General features: G+C 62.5%; 14 protein-coding genes. 3 read left to right on the top strand and 11 right to left on the bottom strand.

Going from position 1 to position 18,253, the window contains the following annotated elements; all coding sequences use genetic code 11:
• Positions 1 to 6: 6 nt before the first annotated feature.
• The 6 genes from DBW_RS07920 to DBW_RS07895 form a co-directional block, all read right to left on the bottom strand.
• Complete coding sequence (locus DBW_RS07920; protein ID WP_066726666.1) at positions 7 to 1,722, bottom strand: sigma-54 dependent transcriptional regulator; 1,716 nt, start codon at positions 1,720 to 1,722, stop codon at positions 7 to 9.
• On the bottom strand, positions 1,719 to 3,248 hold the full coding sequence (locus DBW_RS07915; RefSeq protein ID WP_066726663.1) for an ATP-binding protein: 1,530 nt from the start codon (positions 3,246 to 3,248) through the stop codon (positions 1,719 to 1,721). Before DBW_RS07915 ends, DBW_RS07920 begins: the two co-directional genes overlap by 4 nt.
• Positions 3,249 to 3,664: 416 nt before the next feature.
• Positions 3,665 to 4,573, bottom strand: coding sequence for a SphA family protein (locus tag DBW_RS07910; RefSeq protein ID WP_082820242.1), 909 nt, complete (start codon positions 4,571 to 4,573; stop codon positions 3,665 to 3,667).
• Positions 4,574 to 4,744: 171 nt separating this feature from the next.
• Complete coding sequence (locus DBW_RS07905; RefSeq protein WP_066726661.1) at positions 4,745 to 8,197, bottom strand: pyruvate carboxylase; 3,453 nt, start codon at positions 8,195 to 8,197, stop codon at positions 4,745 to 4,747.
• Between the two features lie 325 nt (positions 8,198 to 8,522).
• Entirely contained in the window at positions 8,523 to 9,284 is a 762-nt protein-coding gene (locus DBW_RS07900) for a slipin family protein (RefSeq protein ID WP_066726659.1), read from the bottom strand.
• A gap of 22 nt (positions 9,285 to 9,306) precedes the next feature.
• Positions 9,307 to 10,653, bottom strand: coding sequence for an NfeD family protein (locus DBW_RS07895; protein WP_066726655.1), 1,347 nt, complete (start codon positions 10,651 to 10,653; stop codon positions 9,307 to 9,309).
• 139 nt (positions 10,654 to 10,792) lie between these two features.
• Here DBW_RS07895 and DBW_RS07890 point away from each other — a divergent pair, with 139 nt between their 5' ends.
• Complete coding sequence (locus DBW_RS07890; RefSeq protein WP_066726653.1) at positions 10,793 to 12,175, top strand: sigma-54-dependent transcriptional regulator; 1,383 nt, start codon at positions 10,793 to 10,795, stop codon at positions 12,173 to 12,175.
• Positions 12,176 to 12,209: 34 nt separating this feature from the next.
• Positions 12,210 to 13,016 carry a mechanosensitive ion channel family protein gene (locus DBW_RS07885; RefSeq protein WP_066726651.1) on the top strand — a complete coding sequence of 269 codons (807 nt, stop codon included), beginning with the start codon at positions 12,210 to 12,212 and terminating at the stop codon, positions 13,014 to 13,016.
• 52 nt (positions 13,017 to 13,068) lie between these two features.
• Here DBW_RS07885 and DBW_RS07880 read toward each other — a convergent pair whose 3' ends face one another.
• The 3 genes from DBW_RS07880 to DBW_RS07870 are packed head-to-tail and all read right to left on the bottom strand — an operon-like array spanning position 13,069 to position 15,356.
• Entirely contained in the window at positions 13,069 to 13,869 is an 801-nt protein-coding gene (locus DBW_RS07880; RefSeq protein ID WP_066726649.1) for an ABC transporter permease, read from the bottom strand.
• Complete coding sequence (locus DBW_RS07875) at positions 13,866 to 14,621, bottom strand: ABC transporter ATP-binding protein (protein WP_066726647.1); 756 nt, start codon at positions 14,619 to 14,621, stop codon at positions 13,866 to 13,868. Before DBW_RS07875 ends, DBW_RS07880 begins: the two co-directional genes overlap by 4 nt.
• A gap of 3 nt (positions 14,622 to 14,624) precedes the next feature.
• Positions 14,625 to 15,356, bottom strand: a complete 732-nt coding sequence (locus tag DBW_RS07870; RefSeq protein WP_066726645.1) for a uracil-DNA glycosylase — start codon at positions 15,354 to 15,356, stop codon at positions 14,625 to 14,627.
• A 67-nt stretch (positions 15,357 to 15,423) separates the two neighbouring features.
• Between DBW_RS07870 and DBW_RS07865 the strand changes: the two genes are divergently transcribed.
• Entirely contained in the window at positions 15,424 to 16,332 is a 909-nt protein-coding gene (locus tag DBW_RS07865) for a zinc dependent phospholipase C family protein (protein ID WP_066726643.1), read from the top strand.
• Here DBW_RS07865 and coaBC read toward each other — a convergent pair.
• Together coaBC and DBW_RS07855 are read right to left on the bottom strand one after the other, a co-directional pair.
• Positions 16,329 to 17,534, bottom strand: a complete 1,206-nt coding sequence (gene coaBC / locus DBW_RS07860; RefSeq protein ID WP_066726641.1) for a bifunctional phosphopantothenoylcysteine decarboxylase/phosphopantothenate--cysteine ligase CoaBC — start codon at positions 17,532 to 17,534, stop codon at positions 16,329 to 16,331. The two genes, DBW_RS07865 and coaBC, sit on opposite strands and share 4 nt — an antisense overlap.
• Before the next feature lie 98 nt (positions 17,535 to 17,632).
• On the bottom strand, positions 17,633 to 18,250 hold the full coding sequence (locus DBW_RS07855; protein ID WP_066726636.1) for an MBL fold metallo-hydrolase: 618 nt from the start codon (positions 18,248 to 18,250) through the stop codon (positions 17,633 to 17,635).
• Between the last annotated feature and the right edge of the window lie 3 nt (positions 18,251 to 18,253).

The following is an 18,253-nucleotide window of genomic DNA, read 5'->3' as shown; positions in this document are numbered from 1 at the left end:
ATAGCCTCAGGAACCCTCGGCAGAGGGTTCTTCCAGCCCGTGCCGTTTCATCTGCCGGTAGATGGTCTTGCGGTCGAGCCCAAGGCGCCTGGCGGCCTTGGATTTGTTCCAGCCAGAACTGTTGAGGGCCGACAGCAGCCGCTCACGCTCGACGTCCCTGGAACCGGGTCCAGGCGCCGGCATGGCCAAATCGGACGTGGCAAAATCCGGCGGCAGATTGCCGACCGTAACCACCGGCTCATGGCAGCGAATAAATGCATGTTCCAGTATGTGTCGAAGTTCGCGGATATTGCCCGGCCAGGCATAGCCCATGAAACGGTCGATGACTTCCTGGCTGACTCCCTTGATCTCCTTGTGCAATTCTTCGTTGAGGCGTCCGCAAAAATGATCCACCAGCAGGGGGATGTCCTCACGACGCTCGCGCAGCGGCGGCAGCTCGACAGTGACAACGTGCAGGCGATAGAAGAGATCTTCGCGGAACTCGCCCCGGCGAACTTTTTCCTGAAGGTTCTGATTGGTCGCGGCGATGACCCGCACATTGACGGGAATCGGCCTGGATTCCCCCAGACGTTCGATCTCTTTCTCCTGCAAGACCCGCAGCAACCGCAACTGCATATTCGGCGAAATGTCGCCGATCTCATCGAGAAAGATGGTGCCGCCATCGGCCTTCTGGAAGCGGCCGATGCGATCGCGGACAGCGCCGGTGAATGCACCGCGGGTGTGTCCAAAAAGTTCGCTCTCGAGAAGATTTTCGCTCATGGCGGCGCAGTTGACCTTGACCAGGGGCTGGTTGCGGCGCTCACCCAGTTGGTGGATGGCATCGGCGACCAGTTCCTTGCCGGTGCCGGATTCGCCCAGCACCAGGACCGACGACGGGACATTCGCCAGATCCTCGATCAGGGCGTAGATTTCTTGCAATTTCGGGCTTTTGCCGATGATCCCGCGCAGTTGGCGGCGTTCCCGCAAATCCCGTTCGAGCCGATCGAGGCGGGTTTCGTCGCTCAGGATCAGGACCGCGCCGAGAAACTGGCCCGACTCGTGTACCAGGGGTTGGGCGCTGACCGAAACTACCAGCCTGGCGCCGGTCCCGAAGCGACATTCGTGGCGTTCGATCTCCTGCGACCGGCGGCTGTGTAGTGCTTCCTGCAGCAGCGCCACCAAATCCCGATTTGCCTCACCAAACACCGCCGCAAGGGGTTTGCCAACGGCGGAAGCGGAAAGCTGGCAGAGACGCCGGGCCCTCTGGTTAAGCGCCGTGACGCATCCATCGGTGTCAAGGGTGAGAATGGCTTCGGGCAGGGAGCGAAACAGGGCCTCGAGATTGGCCTGGTAGCGGATCAGCTGGGTATGGAGTTGGCGGAAGGACAACGCCGAGCGGGTTGCCTGCAGCAGGTTGGCCTTGGTCACCGGCTTGGCCAGATAATCGAAGGCGCCGAGCCGCACCGCCTCGGAGGCGGAATCGAGATTGGGATAGCCGGTCACCATGATGACCGGCACCTGCGGGTGGCCGGCCTTAACCTGCCGCAGCAGATCAATGCCCGAGCGGTCGCCGATGAGAATGTCAGCGATCACCACGTCGGGGACATTGCCACCGAGCCAGGCGATTGCCGCCTCGAATGAATCGGCGGTCTCGACCCGGAAGCCGTCGCCGGTAAGGAACTCGGCGAAGGTGAACCGCAGATTCTTCTCGTCATCCACCACCAGGACACGACCCTTGTTCATACAATCTCCTCTTCCGCGGCCGGCAGATCGAGGGTGACGGTGGTCGATTCCCCCTCAATGCTGGCGATGCGCAGCTCGCCCCCCTGCTTCGCCACCATCTCCCGGCTCATGCTCAGGCCTAGGCCGTTGCCGCGATCGGGCGGCTTGGTCGTGAAGTAGTGGTCCATCACCCGCCCGAGGACCTGGGCGGGAATGCCGGTACCGAAATCGGTCACCTCGAGCCGAACCCTGGCCCCATCTTCCCCAGCCAGTCTCCGGCCCCGGAAGGAGAGCCGCTTGCCCGGGTGGTTGGGGGGATATTTTTCGTTGAGGGCATAACGGGCGTTGCTGATCAGGTTGAGCACCACCTGCTGGATCGGCTGGTTTTCCACTACCACGGCCGGCAGGTCGGTGGGCAGGTCGAGTTCGACAGAAATCCCTTCCTTGCGCAACTGCGAATTGGAGAGGTCGAGACAAAATGCAATGATTTCATCAAGGCGCAGAGCCCGGCGGGCCTCGCCCCGGTTCTGGGCAAAGGAGAGCAGGCTCCTCACCATTCTGGCGATGCGCATTCCGTCGTCGATGATTTCCCGGGCGACCTCGTAATCCCGGTCGACGTCATGGTGACGGTCGAGAAGCAGCTGACCGAAGTTGATGATGCTGTTGACCGGGTTGTTGATTTCATGAGCAACGCCGGCGGCCAGTTCGCCGAGGGTTGCCAATTGCGAGGCGCGCACGCCTTCGGCCCGCAGCTTGATCTTTTCAGTCACTTCACTGGCCAACTCGATGACGTTCTGAATCTCCCCATCCGGACCCTTGAGGGGAAACGCCTTGATCCCCCAGATGCGGCCGCCTGGGGTGGTGACCAGGCTCTCTTCGGCCTTGCCGCTGGTGAAGCTGGCCTGCACCGGGCAGTCGCTACAGGGCTCGCGGTTACCATGAAAGTCTTCAAAACAGCAGGGGGACGTCCCGTCTTCCAATGCGCCGATTCCGAAACGCTCCATGCCGGCTCGGTTGATCCAGCCGATTTTGAGATTTGCGTCGAACAGGATCAGGATATCCGGGATGCCATCGAGGAGGGCCTGAAATTGTTGATAGAGGCGCTTGTAGCGGGCCTTGCTCTGGCGCAGCTCCGCTTCGGCCTCCCTGGTCAGCTGGAGTTGCTTCCATTCCCGCAACCTCCCTTCAACGATCTGCGGAAGGGCCCGGATATTGACCTCGTTGCGGACCAGAAAGTCCAGGGCGCCGGCCTTGATGGCGGCCACCGCACTTTTTTCGTCCCCAGTTCGGGCGAGAATAATCACCGGAAATTCGACAGTACCCGTTGCCGACTGGAGCAGCTCGATGCCATCCGCCGCAGCCTGCGGCAGCAGGTCGATGATAACCAGATCAGGGCGCTCCTGGCCTATTTTCGCCCGCGCCTGGGCGGGGGTTGCCACGACCTCCAATGCCGCTTCAGCCGCCGCCGCGGCAAAGGCTTCCCGGATCTGGCGGATGTGCTCCGGGTCATTTTCAATCAGCAGGATCATCTTGCCCTCAAGTCCCATCCTCCCCCTCCAACCCCGTCTGCAGATCGCTCCTTCCGTCCCCTGTGGTTATGCCGCTAAATCCTACCAAAAAATTTCTCCTTTGCTGGGGGCGCCCAGGGGAATCGGAAGTGGCGATCGGCATCTGGCGGCTCCTCCCCTGCATGGCCTGATTGTTTTCAATTCAGACGGCTCGCTCCCATTTTCCGCCCCCCGACCCCCTCTGAGGACAAAAATCCATTCTGATTTCAATCTTAACAGCCTATGATTTTGGTTATTTATGAATACCAACAGCATCAAATCGATCCAAGCTGGTCTCCCCGCTTCATGAATAAAAATCCCTCAACAGTGACCGACACTTCTCTCAGCCAGCAATACAAAACGCCTCCGTCAGATTACCCGACGGAGGCGTTTTTGTGACTAGCAAAAGGATTGAATCAGAAGTGGTGAACGAGCCGCACCAGGTAGCGCTCCCCTTCGGAGCGGTAGGCGGCATTGGTCTCGAAATAAGCGTTGAGGAAGAGATGGGTATCCTGGGAGAAGCTGAGCAGGGCGCCGGGGCCGATCGCCAGCACCCGTTCCTTGCCGGCGACATCGCTGCCGTTTACCTGCGAATCAGTCAGTTGCTTGAAGAAGTAGCCGTTGACGCCGAGGCGCAGCATCTTCGGCACCACCTCGTAGGCGGCGGCGAAGTTGCCGTGCACCGCCTGGCCGGCCTGGGCGTCGCTGGCGCCGCCGAAGGGTTCGTCGTTCTTGGCGTTCCAGAGGTAGTGCAGGCGCCAGGAGGTGGTCAGCTTGGGGGTGACGAAGAGAGTCGCCGCCCAGTAGGGGTTGAAGGAGAAGAAGTTGCTCCCCGGATTGAGGGCCTTGTCACTGTCATACTTGCCGGTGGGGAAGATCATCTGCAGCTCGACACGCTGCATAAAGAGCGGGCCGCTCTTGCCCATGACCGGATCCCACTGCAGGTAGGGGCCGACCAGAATATCGCCAAGACCGGTGCCGTTGTCTGGCAGTGGATCACTGTCGATACTGACGATCGGCACGATCAGGTCTACGCCCCACTTACCGCCCCCGATCAAGGCCTGGTTCGACTGGTAGATGCACTGGTTGAGGCTGACCCAGACATCGACGCTGGGATCAGGAATCGGCAGGTCGGCGAGTTTATCGGCGGTGTAGTACTGGATGTACTCGGTGAAGTAGAAGCCCGGGCCGGCAGGCGGACCACCGTCGAGGAAGCTGGTGAAGCCGAGGTTGACGGAGGGCTGGTCGAAGGCCGCCGCCGGGGTGGTAAAGAGGGGAAGCAGCAGCAGTGCCGCCGCGACCAGAATCGCCTTTGATCGGGTCATGGGTTACCTCCTGAAGGTTGGTTCAAGCGTCACGCAGCCACAACAAAACAAACTGGCTGGCATTCTAGCAACGAACCGCGGACGGCGGCAACCTCCGTTTTCATTCGCCCGTCCTCTACAAAAAAAGGGCCGGCATCGCTGCCGGCCCCGGTTTCGTCCCGGTAAGGGTTGTTATTCGAGCACCACCAGCAGGTCCCCCTGCTGCACCTGGGCTCCCTCCTTGAAGAGAACCTCCTTGACCTTGCCGTCCTTCTTCGCCTTGATGTTGGTCTCCATCTTCATCGCCTCGGTGGAGAGGAGGGTATCCCCCTCCTTGACCTCGTCGCCGACATTGACCAGCAGCTTGAAGATCTTGCCCGGCATCGGGGCGCCGACCTGCTTCGGCTCGTCGGGGTCGGCCTTGACGTGACTCACCTCGTCGGACTCCACCGAGAGGTCCTTGACGCTGACCTGGCGCGGCTCGCCGTTGAGTTCGAAGTAGATATTCCGGGTCCCGTCGGCCTGAACCCGGCCGATGGCGTTGAGGGTGACGATCAGGGTCTTGCCCGCCTCGATGTCGATGGTCACCTCGTCGCCGACCTCGAGGCCGTAGAAGAAGACCGGCGTCGGCATGAAGGAGGTGTCGCTGTACTCCTGGCGGTGGCGGTCGAACTCCTCGTAGACGCCCGGATAGAGGACCGCGGAAAGGACATCCCGCTCCTTGACCGCGTGACCGACCTTCTTCTCCAGCTGAATCTTCTTGGCGGCAAAGTCAACCGGCTCCAACAGTTCGCCGGGACGGCAGGTGAGTGGCTGCTCCCCTTTCAGGATAATCTTCTGCAGCTCCTGCGGAAAGCCGCCGTAGGGCTGGCCGATCATCCCCTTGAAGAAGTCGACCACCCCCTGGGGGAAGGTCAGCTCGTGGCCGCGGCTGAAGACATCGGCCGGTTCGAGGTTGTTCTGCACCATGAACATCGCCATGTCACCGACGATTTTGGAGGAAGGAGTGACTTTCACCAGGTCGCCGAACATGTCGTTGACCTTGCGGTACATCTCCTTGCACTCCTCCCAGCGGTGACCGAGGCCGAGCCCCTCCACCTGCGGCTTGTAGTTGGAATACTGGCCACCGGGAATTTCGTGGTAGTAGACCTGGGCGGTGCCGCTGCGCAGCTCCGACTCGAAGGGCGCATAGTAGGTGCGCACCGTCTCCCAGTAGTTGGCGAGCTGCTGCAGCCCCTCCTGGTCGAGCTGCGGGTCCCAGATCGTCCCTTCGAGGGTAGCAAGCAGGGCGTTCATGTTCGGCTGGGCGGTCAGCCCGGAAACCGAGGAGAGCGCCGTGTCGACGATGTCGCAGCCGGCCTGGGCCGCCATCATCAGCATCGCCCCACCATTGCTCGAGGTGTCATGGGTATGGAGATGGATCGGAATGCCGATCTCGCTCTTGAGGGTCTTGACCAGCTTTTCGGCGGCAAAGGGCTTGAGCAGGCCGGCCATATCCTTGATGGCGAGAATATGCGCTCCCATCTGCTCCAGTTCCTTCGCCAGGTTGACGTAGTAGGCGAGCGGGTACTTGTCGCGCCTGGGGTCGCTGATGTCGCCGGTATAGCACATCGCCGCCTCGCAGATGGCGCCGTTTTTACGCACCGCGTCCATCGCCACCGCCATTCCCTTGGTCCAGTTCAGCGAGTCGAAGACGCGAAAGACGTCGATACCGCCCTCGGCCGCTTTCTTGACGAACTCCTGCACGACGTTGTCCGGGTAGTTGGTATAGCCCACCGCGTTGCTGCCGCGCAGCAGCATCTGGAAGAGGATGTTGGGGATCTTCGCCCGCAGCCGGTCAAGGCGCTCCCAGGGGTCCTCGCGTAGAAAACGCATCGAGACGTCGAAGGTCGCCCCCCCCCACATCTCCAGGGAGAAGAGGCCGCCGCCGAGATGGGCGGTCGCTTCGGCGATGCGGTCGAGGTCGTAGGTGCGAAAGCGGGTCGCCATCAGCGACTGGTGGGCGTCGCGCATGGTGGTGTCGGTGATCAGCAGGTGCTTCTGCTTGCGCGCCCACTGGGCCAGCCCTTCCGGCCCCTTCTCGCGCAGAATGTCGCGGGTCCCGCGGGGATGCTGCTGGCCGTAGGGGATCTCCGGCACCGTCGGCTCGCGCAGGTCCTTGAAACGGAGCGCCCGTTCCTTCTTGATCCCGGGATAGCCGTTGACGGTGGTGTGGCCGAGAAAGGAGAGAATCTTGTTGGCGCGGTCCTTCTTCACTGGCAGCTGGAAGACCTCCGGGTGGGTGTCGAGGAAGGAGGTATCACACTCGCCGCTGAGAAAGACCGGGTGGGTCACCATCTTTTCGAGAAAGCCGATGTTGGTCTTGACGCCGCGGATGCGGAACTCCTGCAGCGCCCGATCCATGGTCCGGGCCGCGTCCTTGAAGGTCAGCCCCCAGGTGGAGATCTTGGTCAGCAGGGAATCGTAGTGGGGGGTGATGGTCGCCCCGGCGTAGCCGGCGGCGGCATCGAGCCGCACACCGAAGCCGGCGGCGGTACGGTAGGCCTTGATGGTGCCGAAGTCGGGGGCGAAGTTGTTGGTCGGGTCCTCGGTGGTGACCCGGCACTGGATAGCAAAGCCGCGCAGCTCGATATCCTTCTGCGACTTGATGGCGATCTCCGGGTCGCTGAGCTTGTGCCCTTCGGCGATCCGGATCTGCGCCTGCACCAGGTTGCGCATCGTCACAAGCTCGGTGACGGTATGCTCGACCTGGATGCGGGGGTTGACCTCGATAAAGTAGAAGTGCCCTTCCTTGTCCATCAGAAATTCGACGGTGCCGGCGTTGCGGTAGTTCACCGCCCCGGCAATCTTCAGGGCATAGCCGCACAGCTCCTGGCGCTGTTTCGCGGTCAGGTAGAGGGACGGCGCGATTTCGATCACCTTCTGGTGGCGGCGCTGAATCGAGCAGTCACGCTCATAGAAATGGACCAGGTTGCCGTGGTGGTCGCCGAGAATCTGGACCTCGACGTGCTTCGGCTTCTCGATGTATTTCTCAAGGAAGATCGCGGCGTTGCCAAAGGCAGCCTGGGCTTCGGAGGCGGCGCTTTTCAGCCCCTCGAGGAGCTCCTTCTGATTGCGCGCCACCCGCATGCCGCGGCCGCCGCCACCGGCAGAAGCCTTGACGATGATCGGATAGCCAGCCTCCTTGGCGAAGATCAGGGCTTCCTCCTCGGTGGCAATCGGCCGCGTTGTTCCCGGTACTACCGGCACCTCGGCAGCCACCGCCACCTCGCGGCCGGCGACCTTGTCGCCGAGACTGCGCATGATCTCCGCCGTCGGGCCGATGAAAGCAATTCCGGCCCGGTCACAGGCAGCAGCAAAGTCGGCGTTCTCGGAGAGAAAACCATAGCCGGGGTGAATGGCATCGACATCCTTCTTGCGGGCGAGGTCGATGATTTCGTCGATGGAGAGATAGGCGTCGATCGGCCCTTTCCCCTTGCCGATCAGGTAGGCCTCGTCGGCCTTGTAGCGGTGCAGTGACAACCGGTCCTGCTCCGAGTAGATCGCCACGGTGCTGATCCCAAGCTCGGTGCAGGCGCGAAAGATGCGGATTGCAATTTCGCCCCGGTTGGCCGCCATGATTTTCTTGAATTTCCTGACCTCCATCAAACCTCCTCCAGAGTCGTTCCCCGAATGTTGTTTTTATAAAAAATAAAACGGATAAATAAGTGATAAAGTTTTAGTGGGAGTTAAATTTTTTAGTGATTATGAATAGTTACAAGACTTCCTCGGTGGGCAAATTTAAACAAAGCTGCCCATGGCTGTCAAGATAAAATATTGTTTTAATTTGTAAGATGGCGAAATTGCTAAGGAAACAATACTCTGATTCTCATTTAATTCGATATCTGGAATTGAGTTACCATTCATCGCCGCAACCGCTCGCGGTGGGCAGCAAAACCCTGGTGGTTGCGGCTCTCCACCTCCCTCGGCTTCAGGTTTTCTCCTTGCCGAGAAACGGCTTGATCAGGTCGATGGGGATCGGGAAGATGATGGTTGAATTCTTTTCGGCAGAGATTTCCGTCAGGGTCTGCAGGAAACGGAGCTGCAGCGCGCCGGTCTCGGTGGAGATGACCCGGGCGGCGTCAGCCAGCTTCTGGGAAGCCTGGAACTCCCCTTCGGCATGGATCACCTTGGACCGGCGTTCCCGCTCGGCCTCGGCCTGGCGCGCCATCGCCCGTTGCATCTCGACCGGCAGATCGACGTGCTTGATCTCGATATTGGAGATTTTGACCCCCCAGGGGTCGGTCTGGCGATCGAGAATCTGCTGCAACTGTTGGTTGATCTGGTCGCGATGTGCGAGAAGTTCGTCGAGTTCCGACTGGCCGAGGACGCTGCGCAGGGAGGTTTGGGCCAGCTGGCTCGTCGCGTAGAGATAGTTCTCCACCTCGATCAGGGCCTTTTCGGGAGCCATGACCCGGAAATAGAGGACCGCGTTGACCTTGACCGAAACATTGTCCTTGGTGATGACATCCTGGGGCGGAACGTCCATCGCCACGGTGCGCAGGCTGACCTTGACCAGGCGGTCGATGATCGGGATGATCAGGCGCAGGCCCGGTCCCTTGACCCCGGAATAGCGGCCGAGGCGGAAAACCACCCCGCGCTCGTACTCGAACAGGACCTTGACGGCATTGAACAGGATGATCGCTACCAACGCGATCAGCACCAGGGGACCGACCAGACCGACTGGGAACATTTCAGCCTCCATAAAATTCAGGTTAGGTGTTCGGTTCTGTTCCGGGCGCGCCGGCCATCGCCGCCGGCCGGACTTCAAGCCGCATGCCGGGTTCGAGACGCACCACCTCGATCGCGTCCCCGGCGTTCAAGGGCTCGACGCAATGAGCATCCCAATATTCCCCGTGCACGAAGACCCGGCCGCTGCCACTGAAGGAATCGACGGCTACCCCCCGCTCCCCGACCAGGCCTTCCCGGCCGGAAACGAAATGTTGGCGATGGGTGCGCACCACGAACCAGACCACGAGGGCGAAAAAGCCGCTGCAGACCAGTACCGTGGCCGCGATCACCGCCCGGGAAATTTGCAGATAGGGTGCAGAACTGTCGATCAGCATCAGGGAGCCGAGAGAAAGAGCGACCACCCCGCCGATGGTGAGCATGCCAAAGGAGGTGACCTTGATTTCGAGCAGGAAGAGAACCACAGCCAGGACGATCAACAGCACGCCGGCAAAATTGATCGGCAGCGCCTGGAATGAAAAGAGGGCGAGGAGGATGGCGATGGCCCCGATCGCCCCGGGAAGTATCACCCCGGGCTGGCTGATTTCGAAGAAGATGCCGAGGATGCCGAGCATCAGCAGCAGGTAGGCGACGGTCGGGTTGCTCAGGGTGTCCAGGATCTCCTGGCGCCAGTCCATGGCAAAGGTTTCGACCCGGGCTCCCTTGCTGTGCAGGACCAGGCTCTGATCGCCGCGCTGGTAACTGCGGCCGTCGAGGCGCAGCAGCAGGGAATATTCATCGGGGGCGATCAGGTCGATCACGCCGAGTTCGAGGGCCTCCTCGGCTGCCGCGGACAGACTCTCCCGTACCACCTTCTCCGCCCACTCCAGGTTGCGGCCGTGACGACTGGCGATACTCCGGGCATAGGCGACGGCATCGTTGACCACCTTGGTCTTCATAACCTCATCGTCGCCCCCCCCGCCCGGAATAATGGAGACCGGGTGGGCGGCCCCGATATTGGTTCCCGGCGCCATGGCGGCGAAATCGGCCGCCAGCGTGATCAGTGCCCCGGCCGATGCGGCACGGGCGCCGCTCGGCGCGACGTAGACGATCACCGGAATATCCGAGGCGAACTCGGCCTGGATGATCTGCCGCATGGCGCTGTCAAGGCCGCCCGGGGTATTGAGCTGCAGCAGGAAGGCGGCAGCGCCATCACGGTTGGCGGCAGCGAGACTCGCTGCCGTGAAACTGGCGGTCACCGGGTTGATAACCCCGTCGATACGGATCTTGGCAATCCACGCCGACCCTGCTCCCGGCGCCGGCTCCGCGAGGGCCGGGAACGCCGTAACGGCAAGAAATAGAATCGAAATTATTGAACTTATCGTGACCTTCATAAGCGAAGTTTAGCAATCCCCGGGTTGCTGTCAATTCCGCCGGGGAGCGGAGCCGGCGGGGTGCCACTTGCACCAGCGCCAAAGCCATGTTAGCCTGCTTTTCGTCAAATCAATGACGCCCACCGGGCCGGAGGATGGTGTGAAAAACCTGTCGCAGATCCTGCTGATTGACGACGAAGCTCACAACCGGGAAGCCCTGTCGCTCCTCTTGGGAAATGCCGGCTATCGCCTGGAGACCGCGGCCAGCGGTGAAGAGGCGTTACAGATCCTGGAGAAAAATTCCTTCGACGTGGTGATTACCGATCTCTTCCTGCCGGGGGTGAGCGGCATCGGCATCCTCAAATCGGTGAAAGAGAGTTCGCCCTCGACCAATGTCATCCTGATCACCGGCAATGCAAGCGCCGAAACTGCCGTCGAGGCGATGAAGGAAGGGGCCTTCGACTACATCACCAAGCCGTTCAATTTCGAAAAGCTGAAAATCCAGGTCGCCAAGGCGGTGGAAAAGAGCCGGCTGGTCGCCGAAAATCTCTACCTGCGCCAGCAATTGCGCGGCAAGTACAAGTTCGACCAGATCCTCGGCCACAGCCTCGCCATGCAGCAGGTCTTCGGCCGCATGGAGCGGGTGCTCAACACCGACTCCTCGATCCTCATTCTCGGCGAATCGGGGACCGGCAAGGAGCTGGTCGCCAAGGCGATCCATTTTAACGGCAGCCGCAAGGAGAAGCCGTTCGTGGCCATCAACTGCGGCGCCATCCCTGCCGAGCTGCTGGAGAGCGAGCTCTTCGGCCATGTCCGCGGCGCCTTCACCGGGGCGGTGGCCGACAAGCCGGGCAAGTTCGAGGTCGCCAACAACGGCACCATCTTCCTTGATGAAATCGGCACCATGCCGATGCACCTGCAGATGAAGCTGCTGCGGGTCCTCCAGGAGCAGGAACTGGAACGGGTCGGCGCCAGCCGCAAGATCAAGCTCAACGTCCGGGTGATTTCGGCCACCAACGCTGATATCGAAGAAGAAATCAAACGGGGCCAGTTCCGCGAGGATCTCTACTACCGGCTCAATGTCATCCCCATCGTCCTGCCGCCACTGCGGGAACGCCGCGAGGACATTCCCCTGCTCGCCCGGCATTTTCTCCAGAAGAGCTGCAGCGAGCTGAAGCGGCCACTGATGACCCTGGCTCCCGAGGCGATGAAGGCCCTGGAGAACTATCCCTGGCCGGGAAATGTTCGGGAGATGGAGAATGTCATCGAACGCTCGGTGACGCTGACCGACGGTGAAAACATCGAGTGCCAGGATTTGCCACCCAATATCGCCGGTGGCCTGGCCGACGAGAACAGCCCCCCCTTTCCGAAGGTGAGCGAAACTGGCGTCGACATGCCGGCGGTTATCGCCCGCATCGAAGGCGCCATGATCGCCGAGGCGATGGCCCTGGCCAAGGGGGTCAAGGCCCGCGCCGCCGTCCTGCTCGGCATCAACCGCACCACCCTGGTGGAAAAGATCAAACGTCTCGGCCTCGATTTTTAGCACGGCACGCTGCTCATACCTGAAGGAGAACCCGATGGAACAGGCATCGACCCTGACCCTCACCTACGGCCCGAGAATTCTCGCTGCGCTGGTCATCCTCGTGCTCGGGATCTGGGCGGCGCGATTTTTTGCCCGCCTGACCCGCGGCCTGATGAACCGGCGCAGCGTCGACCCGACCCTGGTGATTTTCGGCAGCAACCTGCTGAATGCAGCGCTGGTCACCTTCGCGATCATTGCCGCCCTCGGCCAGCTCGGTGTCCAGACCACCTCCCTGATCGCGGTGATCGGCGCCGCCGGTCTCGCCATCGGCCTCGCCCTGCAGAACTCCCTTTCCAACTTTGCCGCCGGGGTGATGATTCTCCTCTTCCACCCCTTCCGCGTCGGTGACGTCATCGAAGGCGCCGGGGTGATCGGCGCCGTCGAAGAACTTCACATCTTCACCACCCAGCTGAAAACCGGCGACAACAAGACGGTCTTTATCCCCAACGGCAAGCTGATGGGGGACAATATCGTCAACTACTCCAAAAAGGGGACCCGGCGCCTTGACCTGGTGATCGGGGTCGGCTACCGGGATGACCTGCGCAGGGTCAAGGAGGTGCTCCAGGCACTCCTCAAGGAGGACCCGCGGGTCCTGGCCGACCCGGCGCCGACGGTGGCGGTCCTGGAACTGGGCGCATCGAGCGTCAACTTCGCGGTGCGCCCCTGGGTCGCGGTTGACGATTACTGGGACCTCCATTTCGACACCCTGGAGAGAATCAAGCTGCGCTTCGACGCCGAGGGGATCTCCATCCCCTTCCCGCAACGGGATGTCCACCTCTTCCCAGTAGAAAAGGCCTCCTGACAAAAAATCCCGCCGGCGCGTTGCGCCGGCGGGATTTTTGTTGCCAGACCTTTCAACCCTCCGTCGGCTCCCCTTCCCGCAACTGGTGCTCGTTGACGAAGTAGCTGCGGGCACCGAAGAGGAGGATCAGAAAGGTGGTCACAGCGACGCTGCCGGTGATGACGCACATGATGGCGATCTGGTAGCGCACGGCGACGATCGGCTCGGTTCCGGAGAGGATCTGGCCGGTCATCATCCCCGGCAGGAAGACGATTCCCATCGCCGCCATGGCGTTGATGGAAGGAATCAGGGCGGCGCGAAAGGCATTGCGCACCCCTTCCCGCGCCGCCAGTCGCGCCGGCGCCCCGAGACAGAGGGCGGTTTCGATCTCCTGGCGGCGCTCGGCCATCTCGCCGGCGAGGCGCTCGGCGGCGAGGCTGGCGCCGGTCATTGAGTTGCCGATGACCATCCCGGCGAGCGGGATCAGGTAGCGGGGATCGTACCAGGGGGTCAGCCCGATGATCAGGGTGCAGAAGACCATCGTGGTCCCGCCGCAGCCGACCAGGATCGCGCCGCCGACAATCCGGTAGAAACGGGGCATGCGCCGCCGCACCCGCGCCGTCACCGTCTGCACCGCGAATCCGGTCATCAGCAACAGTAGCAGCAGGACTGGCAGCGGGCGGTCGAGGGCAAAAACGAAGTGGAGCAGGTAGCCGACGGCGAGGAGCTGGGCCACCATGCGCAGCGCCGACCAGAGCAGGTCCCGCCCCTGACCCGCGCCCTGCAACCGCGCCAGGGCCGCCGCCAGCAGGATCAGGCCGAAGGCGCCCGCCAGGTCGCCGAGAGAGAGCTGGATGATGCCGGCACTGCTCATGCGTCCCCCCCGCCGGTCCCGGCCAGGAACTGGCGCAGTTCGCGACTGGCCGGATGCTGCAGCAGCTGCGCAGCGGTACCGGCTTCGCAGACCCGCCCCGCCTCCAGGTAGACCAGGTGGTCGGCAATCCGTTCGGCCAGGCGCAGGTCGTGGCTGACCATGACGATCGTGAGCCGTTCTTCGCGACAAATAGTCATCAGGGTTTCGGCGAGCCGGTCACCGGAGGGGCGATCGAGGGCGCTGGTCGGCTCATCAAGGACGAGAACGGCTGGACCTGGCAGCAGGGTGCGGGCGAGGCTGACCCGCTGCTGCTGCCCCACCGAGAGGGTGCGGGCGTCCCGTTCGAGGAGTTCGGCGGCCAGGCCGCAGCGCGCGAGGATTTGGCGCAATCGGTCATCGCTGGCGGTCGGGAGGGGAAGACCGCGGTAGGAAAAGGGGAGCTGCAGGTTGTCGAGGACGCTCCCCGGGAACATGAAGGGTTGCTGCGGCACCAGGCCGACCTGGCGCCGCAACGCCAGCAGCGGCAGGCTCTTCAGCTCCGTCCCGCGCAACAGGATTCTGCCGTCGGTCGGGTCTTCGAGGCGATTGAGGAGGCGGGCGAGGGTACTCTTGCCGCTGCCGGAGGGACCGATAATGACGGTCAGCTGCGCCGTCGGCATCTCGAGGTCGAGGCCGTGCAGCACCTCCACAGAGCGCCCGGAGCGGTCGAGGCGGCGCTTGCTTACCCCTTCAAGGCGAAGTTCGCACTCCATGGCCTAGCCCTCGGCACGCAGCCGCGCCAGCACCTGCTTCATGTCTTCCCAGACCTCCCTTTTCCCGCTCGGGGTGCGCAGCAGGTAGGCTGGATGAAAGGTCGGCATCAGCGGAATCCCTTGGTACTCCCGCCAGTGGCCACGCAGCCGGCTGATGGGGCTGGGATCCTGCAGCAGGGTTTGCGCCGCGAACTTGCCGAGGGTTACGATCAGCTGCGGCCGGATTGCCGCCAGCTGGCGCTTGAGATAGGGCTCGCAGGCGGCAATCTCCTCGGGTTGGGGGTCCCGGTTGCCGGGCGGGCGGCACTTTATCACGTTGCAGATGTAGACCTCTGGCCGGGAGAGCCCCATGGCGAGCAGAATGCGGTCGAGGAGGCGCCCGGCCTCGCCGACAAAGGGCTCCCCCGTTTCGTCCTCCTCCCGTCCCGGCGCCTCCCCCACAAAGACCACCCGGGCGCGCGGGTCGCCAACCCCGAAGACCACCCGCTTCCGCCCCTGGCAGAGCGGGCAGCGCCGGCAGTCTTCCAGTTCGGTGCGAATCTCTTCCAGGGTCTCCCGGCGGCAGAGCTCCTCCCCGCCCTCCCCGATGCCACGAATGGCCGGAGGACAGACCGGCAGCTGGTCCGGAAGGTCGGGCAGAGCGATTTCGCCAAGACCAAGACGCCCGAGGTCTTCGAGCAGGTCCCGGGCCTGGGCAGTAAGGTCGTGCAGTTCCCGTCTGAGGTTCTCGGCCATCGTTCCTTTACATCCCGGCAGCGGTGGACTATCCTTTTACCAGTGATTTGCCTATGAGGCCAACGCCTTGAAGATATTCATATGGACGGCCTTGCTGCTGTTCGCCCTCCCCGATTCGGCCTGGGCCTGGGGGGTGGGGGTGCATCTGCAGATGGGCTCCTACATCCTGGAGAACCTTCCCCTCCTGCCGCCGCATCTGCAGCAGCTGCTGCGTGCCTGGCCGCAGGACTTTCTCTATGGCTGCATCAGCGCCGACATCACCCTCGGCAAAAAATTTACCCACTACCTGCAACACTGTCATTCCTGGCGCATGGGGAGCAAGGTTCTCGCGGCAGCCCAGACCGAACCGCAACGGGCCTGCGCCTACGGCTATCTTTCGCACCTTGCGGCAGATACCGTCGCCCACTCCTATTTTGTCCCCTTCAAGATGGTGCGCACCTTCAATACGGTGATGCTCAAGCACACCTACTGGGAGATGCGCGCCGAGGCGACCGTCGATCCGAAGGTGTGGCAGGTGGCGCGCAGCGTGGCGCGCAAAAACTACCGCAGCAACGATGCCCTGCTGCGCAGCGTCCTTTCGGACACGATCTTCTCCTTTTCCACCAACAAGCGCCTCTTCAACTCCCTGCTCCTGCTCAATCGCCTGCAGCAATGGCAGAAGATGCTGCGCTCGCTGAATACCGCCTCGAAGTGGACGATGCCGGAAGAGTTTCTGGACGAGTACCTCGGCCTGGCCCGCGAAGCGGTCGTCAGCATCCTCAGTCATCACGACCAGAGTCCTTACTGGAAGGCCGATCCGACCGGGGAGCGGGCGATCGCCGCAGCCAAGACGATCCGCAAAAACCTCAACCTCCTCTGGCGGGATGGCAAATTGCCCCCCCCGGCGGCCCAGGCCATGCTCGCCGAGCTCCGTCCCCGCTTCCGGAACGGCATTACCAATCCCGAACAGTTGCTGGAACTCCTCTCGGGCGTCTAGCCCACCCCGGCGTCCCGCCGCAGGGCGATAATCCGATCGAGAAGCTGGTGCGCGAGCCGTTCCTTCTGCTCCTGCGGCAAAGCTTCCTCCCGCCCATCCCGGTAGATGAGCCGAACGATGTTGGTGTCGGCATCGAACCCGGCCCCGGGCGCCGTGACGTCGTTGGCGACGATCAGGTCGAGGTTTTTGGCCGCCAGCTTCTTGGCGGCATTGGCGGCCAGCGCCTCGGTTTCGGCGGCGAATCCGACCAGCAGCGGCGAAGCCGGCAGCCGGCCGAGGTCGGCAAGGATATCGGGATTCGGTACCAGCTCCAGGGTCAGCCCTGCTCCCTGCTTCTTTACCTTGGCAGCCGCCCGGGCGACCGGGCGGTAATCGGCGACCGCTGCCGCCTTGATGACGATCGTTGCTTCGGCGGCCCGCTTCATCACCGTCTGGTGCATATCGACGGCGCTCTTGACCTGGATCGTTTCGACCCCGGCCGGCGGGATCAGGGCGGTCGGGCCGGAGACCAGGATTACCCGTGCGCCGCGGGCCCTAGCCGCCCGGGCCAGGGCATATCCCATCTTGCCGGAGGAATAGTTGCTCAGATAACGGACCGGGTCGAGCTCTTCGCGGGTCGGCCCTGCCGTCACCAGCACGGTCTCTCCCGCCAGATCGCCGGCAAACAGGAGCGCCAGCGATTCCTCGAATATGGTCTGCGGGTCAGGCAGCTTCCCCTTCCCTTCCCAACCGCAGGCGAGAAAACCGGTCGCCGGCTCGACGAATCGATAGCCGTGCTGTTCCAGTTTTTCCTGGTTCTGGCGATAGAGCGGGTTCTCCCACATGTTGACGTTCATGGCCGGGACGAAGAGAACCGGGGCCCTGGATGCCATCAGGGTGGTCGTCAGCAGGTCATCGGCGATGCCGTTGGCGACCTTGCCGATCACGTTGGCGGTCGCCGGAGCGACGACGATGAGGTCGGCGCGGTCGGCCAGGGAGATATGACCGATTTCCTGTTCCTGGATCAGGTTGAAGAGCTCGCTGTGAACCGGATTTCCCGACAGGGTCTGGAACGTGAGAGGGGTGACGAACTCCTGCGCGGCGCGGGTCATGATGACATGGACTTTTGCACCGGCCTTGACGTAAAGGCGCAGCAGTTCGGCCGCCTTGTAAACGGCAATGCCGCCGCTGACCCCGAGAATGATGGTTTTTTCCCTCAGCATAAGGCCCCCTGTGTTGGTAAGTGGCGTCCCGGGAACGACCTGTTCAGCGCAATTCTACACTTTTTCCGGATGGGGAGGCGTCGTTGCCACTTTGCCGGTCAAAGAAACGGGTTGTGGCGGCGCTCGCGACCGAGGTCGGTGTCTGGGCCGTGACCGGGGTGAACGATGGTTGCCGCCGGCAGCGGCAGCAGCTTGGTCCGGATCATGGAGATCAATTGGTCGTGGTTGCCGCCCGGAAGGTCGGTACGGCCAATCGACCCGGCGAAGAGGGTGTCACCGACGAAGAGGTGCTCCTCGCCGTAGAGGCAGATGCCGCCGGGCGAATGACCGGGGGTGTGAAAAACCGTGAACTGCAGGGTGCCGACTTCCACCTGGTCCCCCTCGGCGAGCAGCGCGGTCGGCTCGGGGGAGGGGTCGGCGCTCAAACCGAACATCGCCGCATGCTGGCCGGCGTTGCGCAGCAGGGGAAGATCGGCGCCATGCAGCAGCAGGCGGGCACCGGTCGCATCGACGAGATGGCGGTTGGCGCCGATATGATCGAAATGGCAGTGGGTGTTGACGATGGTATGCAAGGTCAGGCCGGCAGACCGAAGAGCCGCGAGGATGCGGTCACCATCGGCGCCGGGGTCAACCACCAGGGCCTGGCCGCTGGTCTCGCAGCCGACGACGAAGCAGTTGACCTGCAGCGGGCCAACGACAACGGGGGTCACCAGCATGAC

Source organism: Desulfuromonas sp. DDH964, assembly GCF_001611275.1.
Lineage (GTDB): Bacteria > Desulfobacterota > Desulfuromonadia > Desulfuromonadales > DDH964 > DDH964.
Note: the sequence above shows the minus strand (reverse complement) of the source record. Positions and strands in the feature narration are given on the sequence as shown.

What these genes read in the sequence shown, in the direction of transcription:
- DBW_RS07895 (WP_066726655.1), bottom strand. Translation starts at nt 10,653, where the DNA reads ATGAAGGTCACGATAAGTTCAATAATTTCGATTCTATTTCTTGCCGTT.
- DBW_RS07900 (WP_066726659.1), bottom strand. Translation starts at nt 9,284, where the DNA reads ATGTTCCCAGTCGGTCTGGTCGGTCCCCTGGTGCTGATCGCGTTGGTA.
- DBW_RS07870 (WP_066726645.1), bottom strand. Translation starts at nt 15,356, where the DNA reads ATGGCCGAGAACCTCAGACGGGAACTGCACGACCTTACTGCCCAGGCC.
- DBW_RS07875 (WP_066726647.1), bottom strand. Translation starts at nt 14,621, where the DNA reads ATGGAGTGCGAACTTCGCCTTGAAGGGGTAAGCAAGCGCCGCCTCGAC.
- DBW_RS07905 (WP_066726661.1), bottom strand. Translation starts at nt 8,197, where the DNA reads ATGGAGGTCAGGAAATTCAAGAAAATCATGGCGGCCAACCGGGGCGAA.
- DBW_RS07920 (WP_066726666.1), bottom strand. Translation starts at nt 1,722, where the DNA reads ATGAACAAGGGTCGTGTCCTGGTGGTGGATGACGAGAAGAATCTGCGG.
- DBW_RS07885 (WP_066726651.1), top strand. Translation starts at nt 12,210, where the DNA reads ATGGAACAGGCATCGACCCTGACCCTCACCTACGGCCCGAGAATTCTC.
- DBW_RS07910 (WP_082820242.1), bottom strand. Translation starts at nt 4,573, where the DNA reads ATGACCCGATCAAAGGCGATTCTGGTCGCGGCGGCACTGCTGCTGCTT.
- DBW_RS07915 (WP_066726663.1), bottom strand. Translation starts at nt 3,248, where the DNA reads ATGGGACTTGAGGGCAAGATGATCCTGCTGATTGAAAATGACCCGGAG.
- DBW_RS07855 (WP_066726636.1), bottom strand. Translation starts at nt 18,250, where the DNA reads ATGCTGGTGACCCCCGTTGTCGTTGGCCCGCTGCAGGTCAACTGCTTC.
- DBW_RS07880 (WP_066726649.1), bottom strand. Translation starts at nt 13,869, where the DNA reads ATGAGCAGTGCCGGCATCATCCAGCTCTCTCTCGGCGACCTGGCGGGC.
- coaBC (WP_066726641.1), bottom strand. Translation starts at nt 17,534, where the DNA reads ATGCTGAGGGAAAAAACCATCATTCTCGGGGTCAGCGGCGGCATTGCC.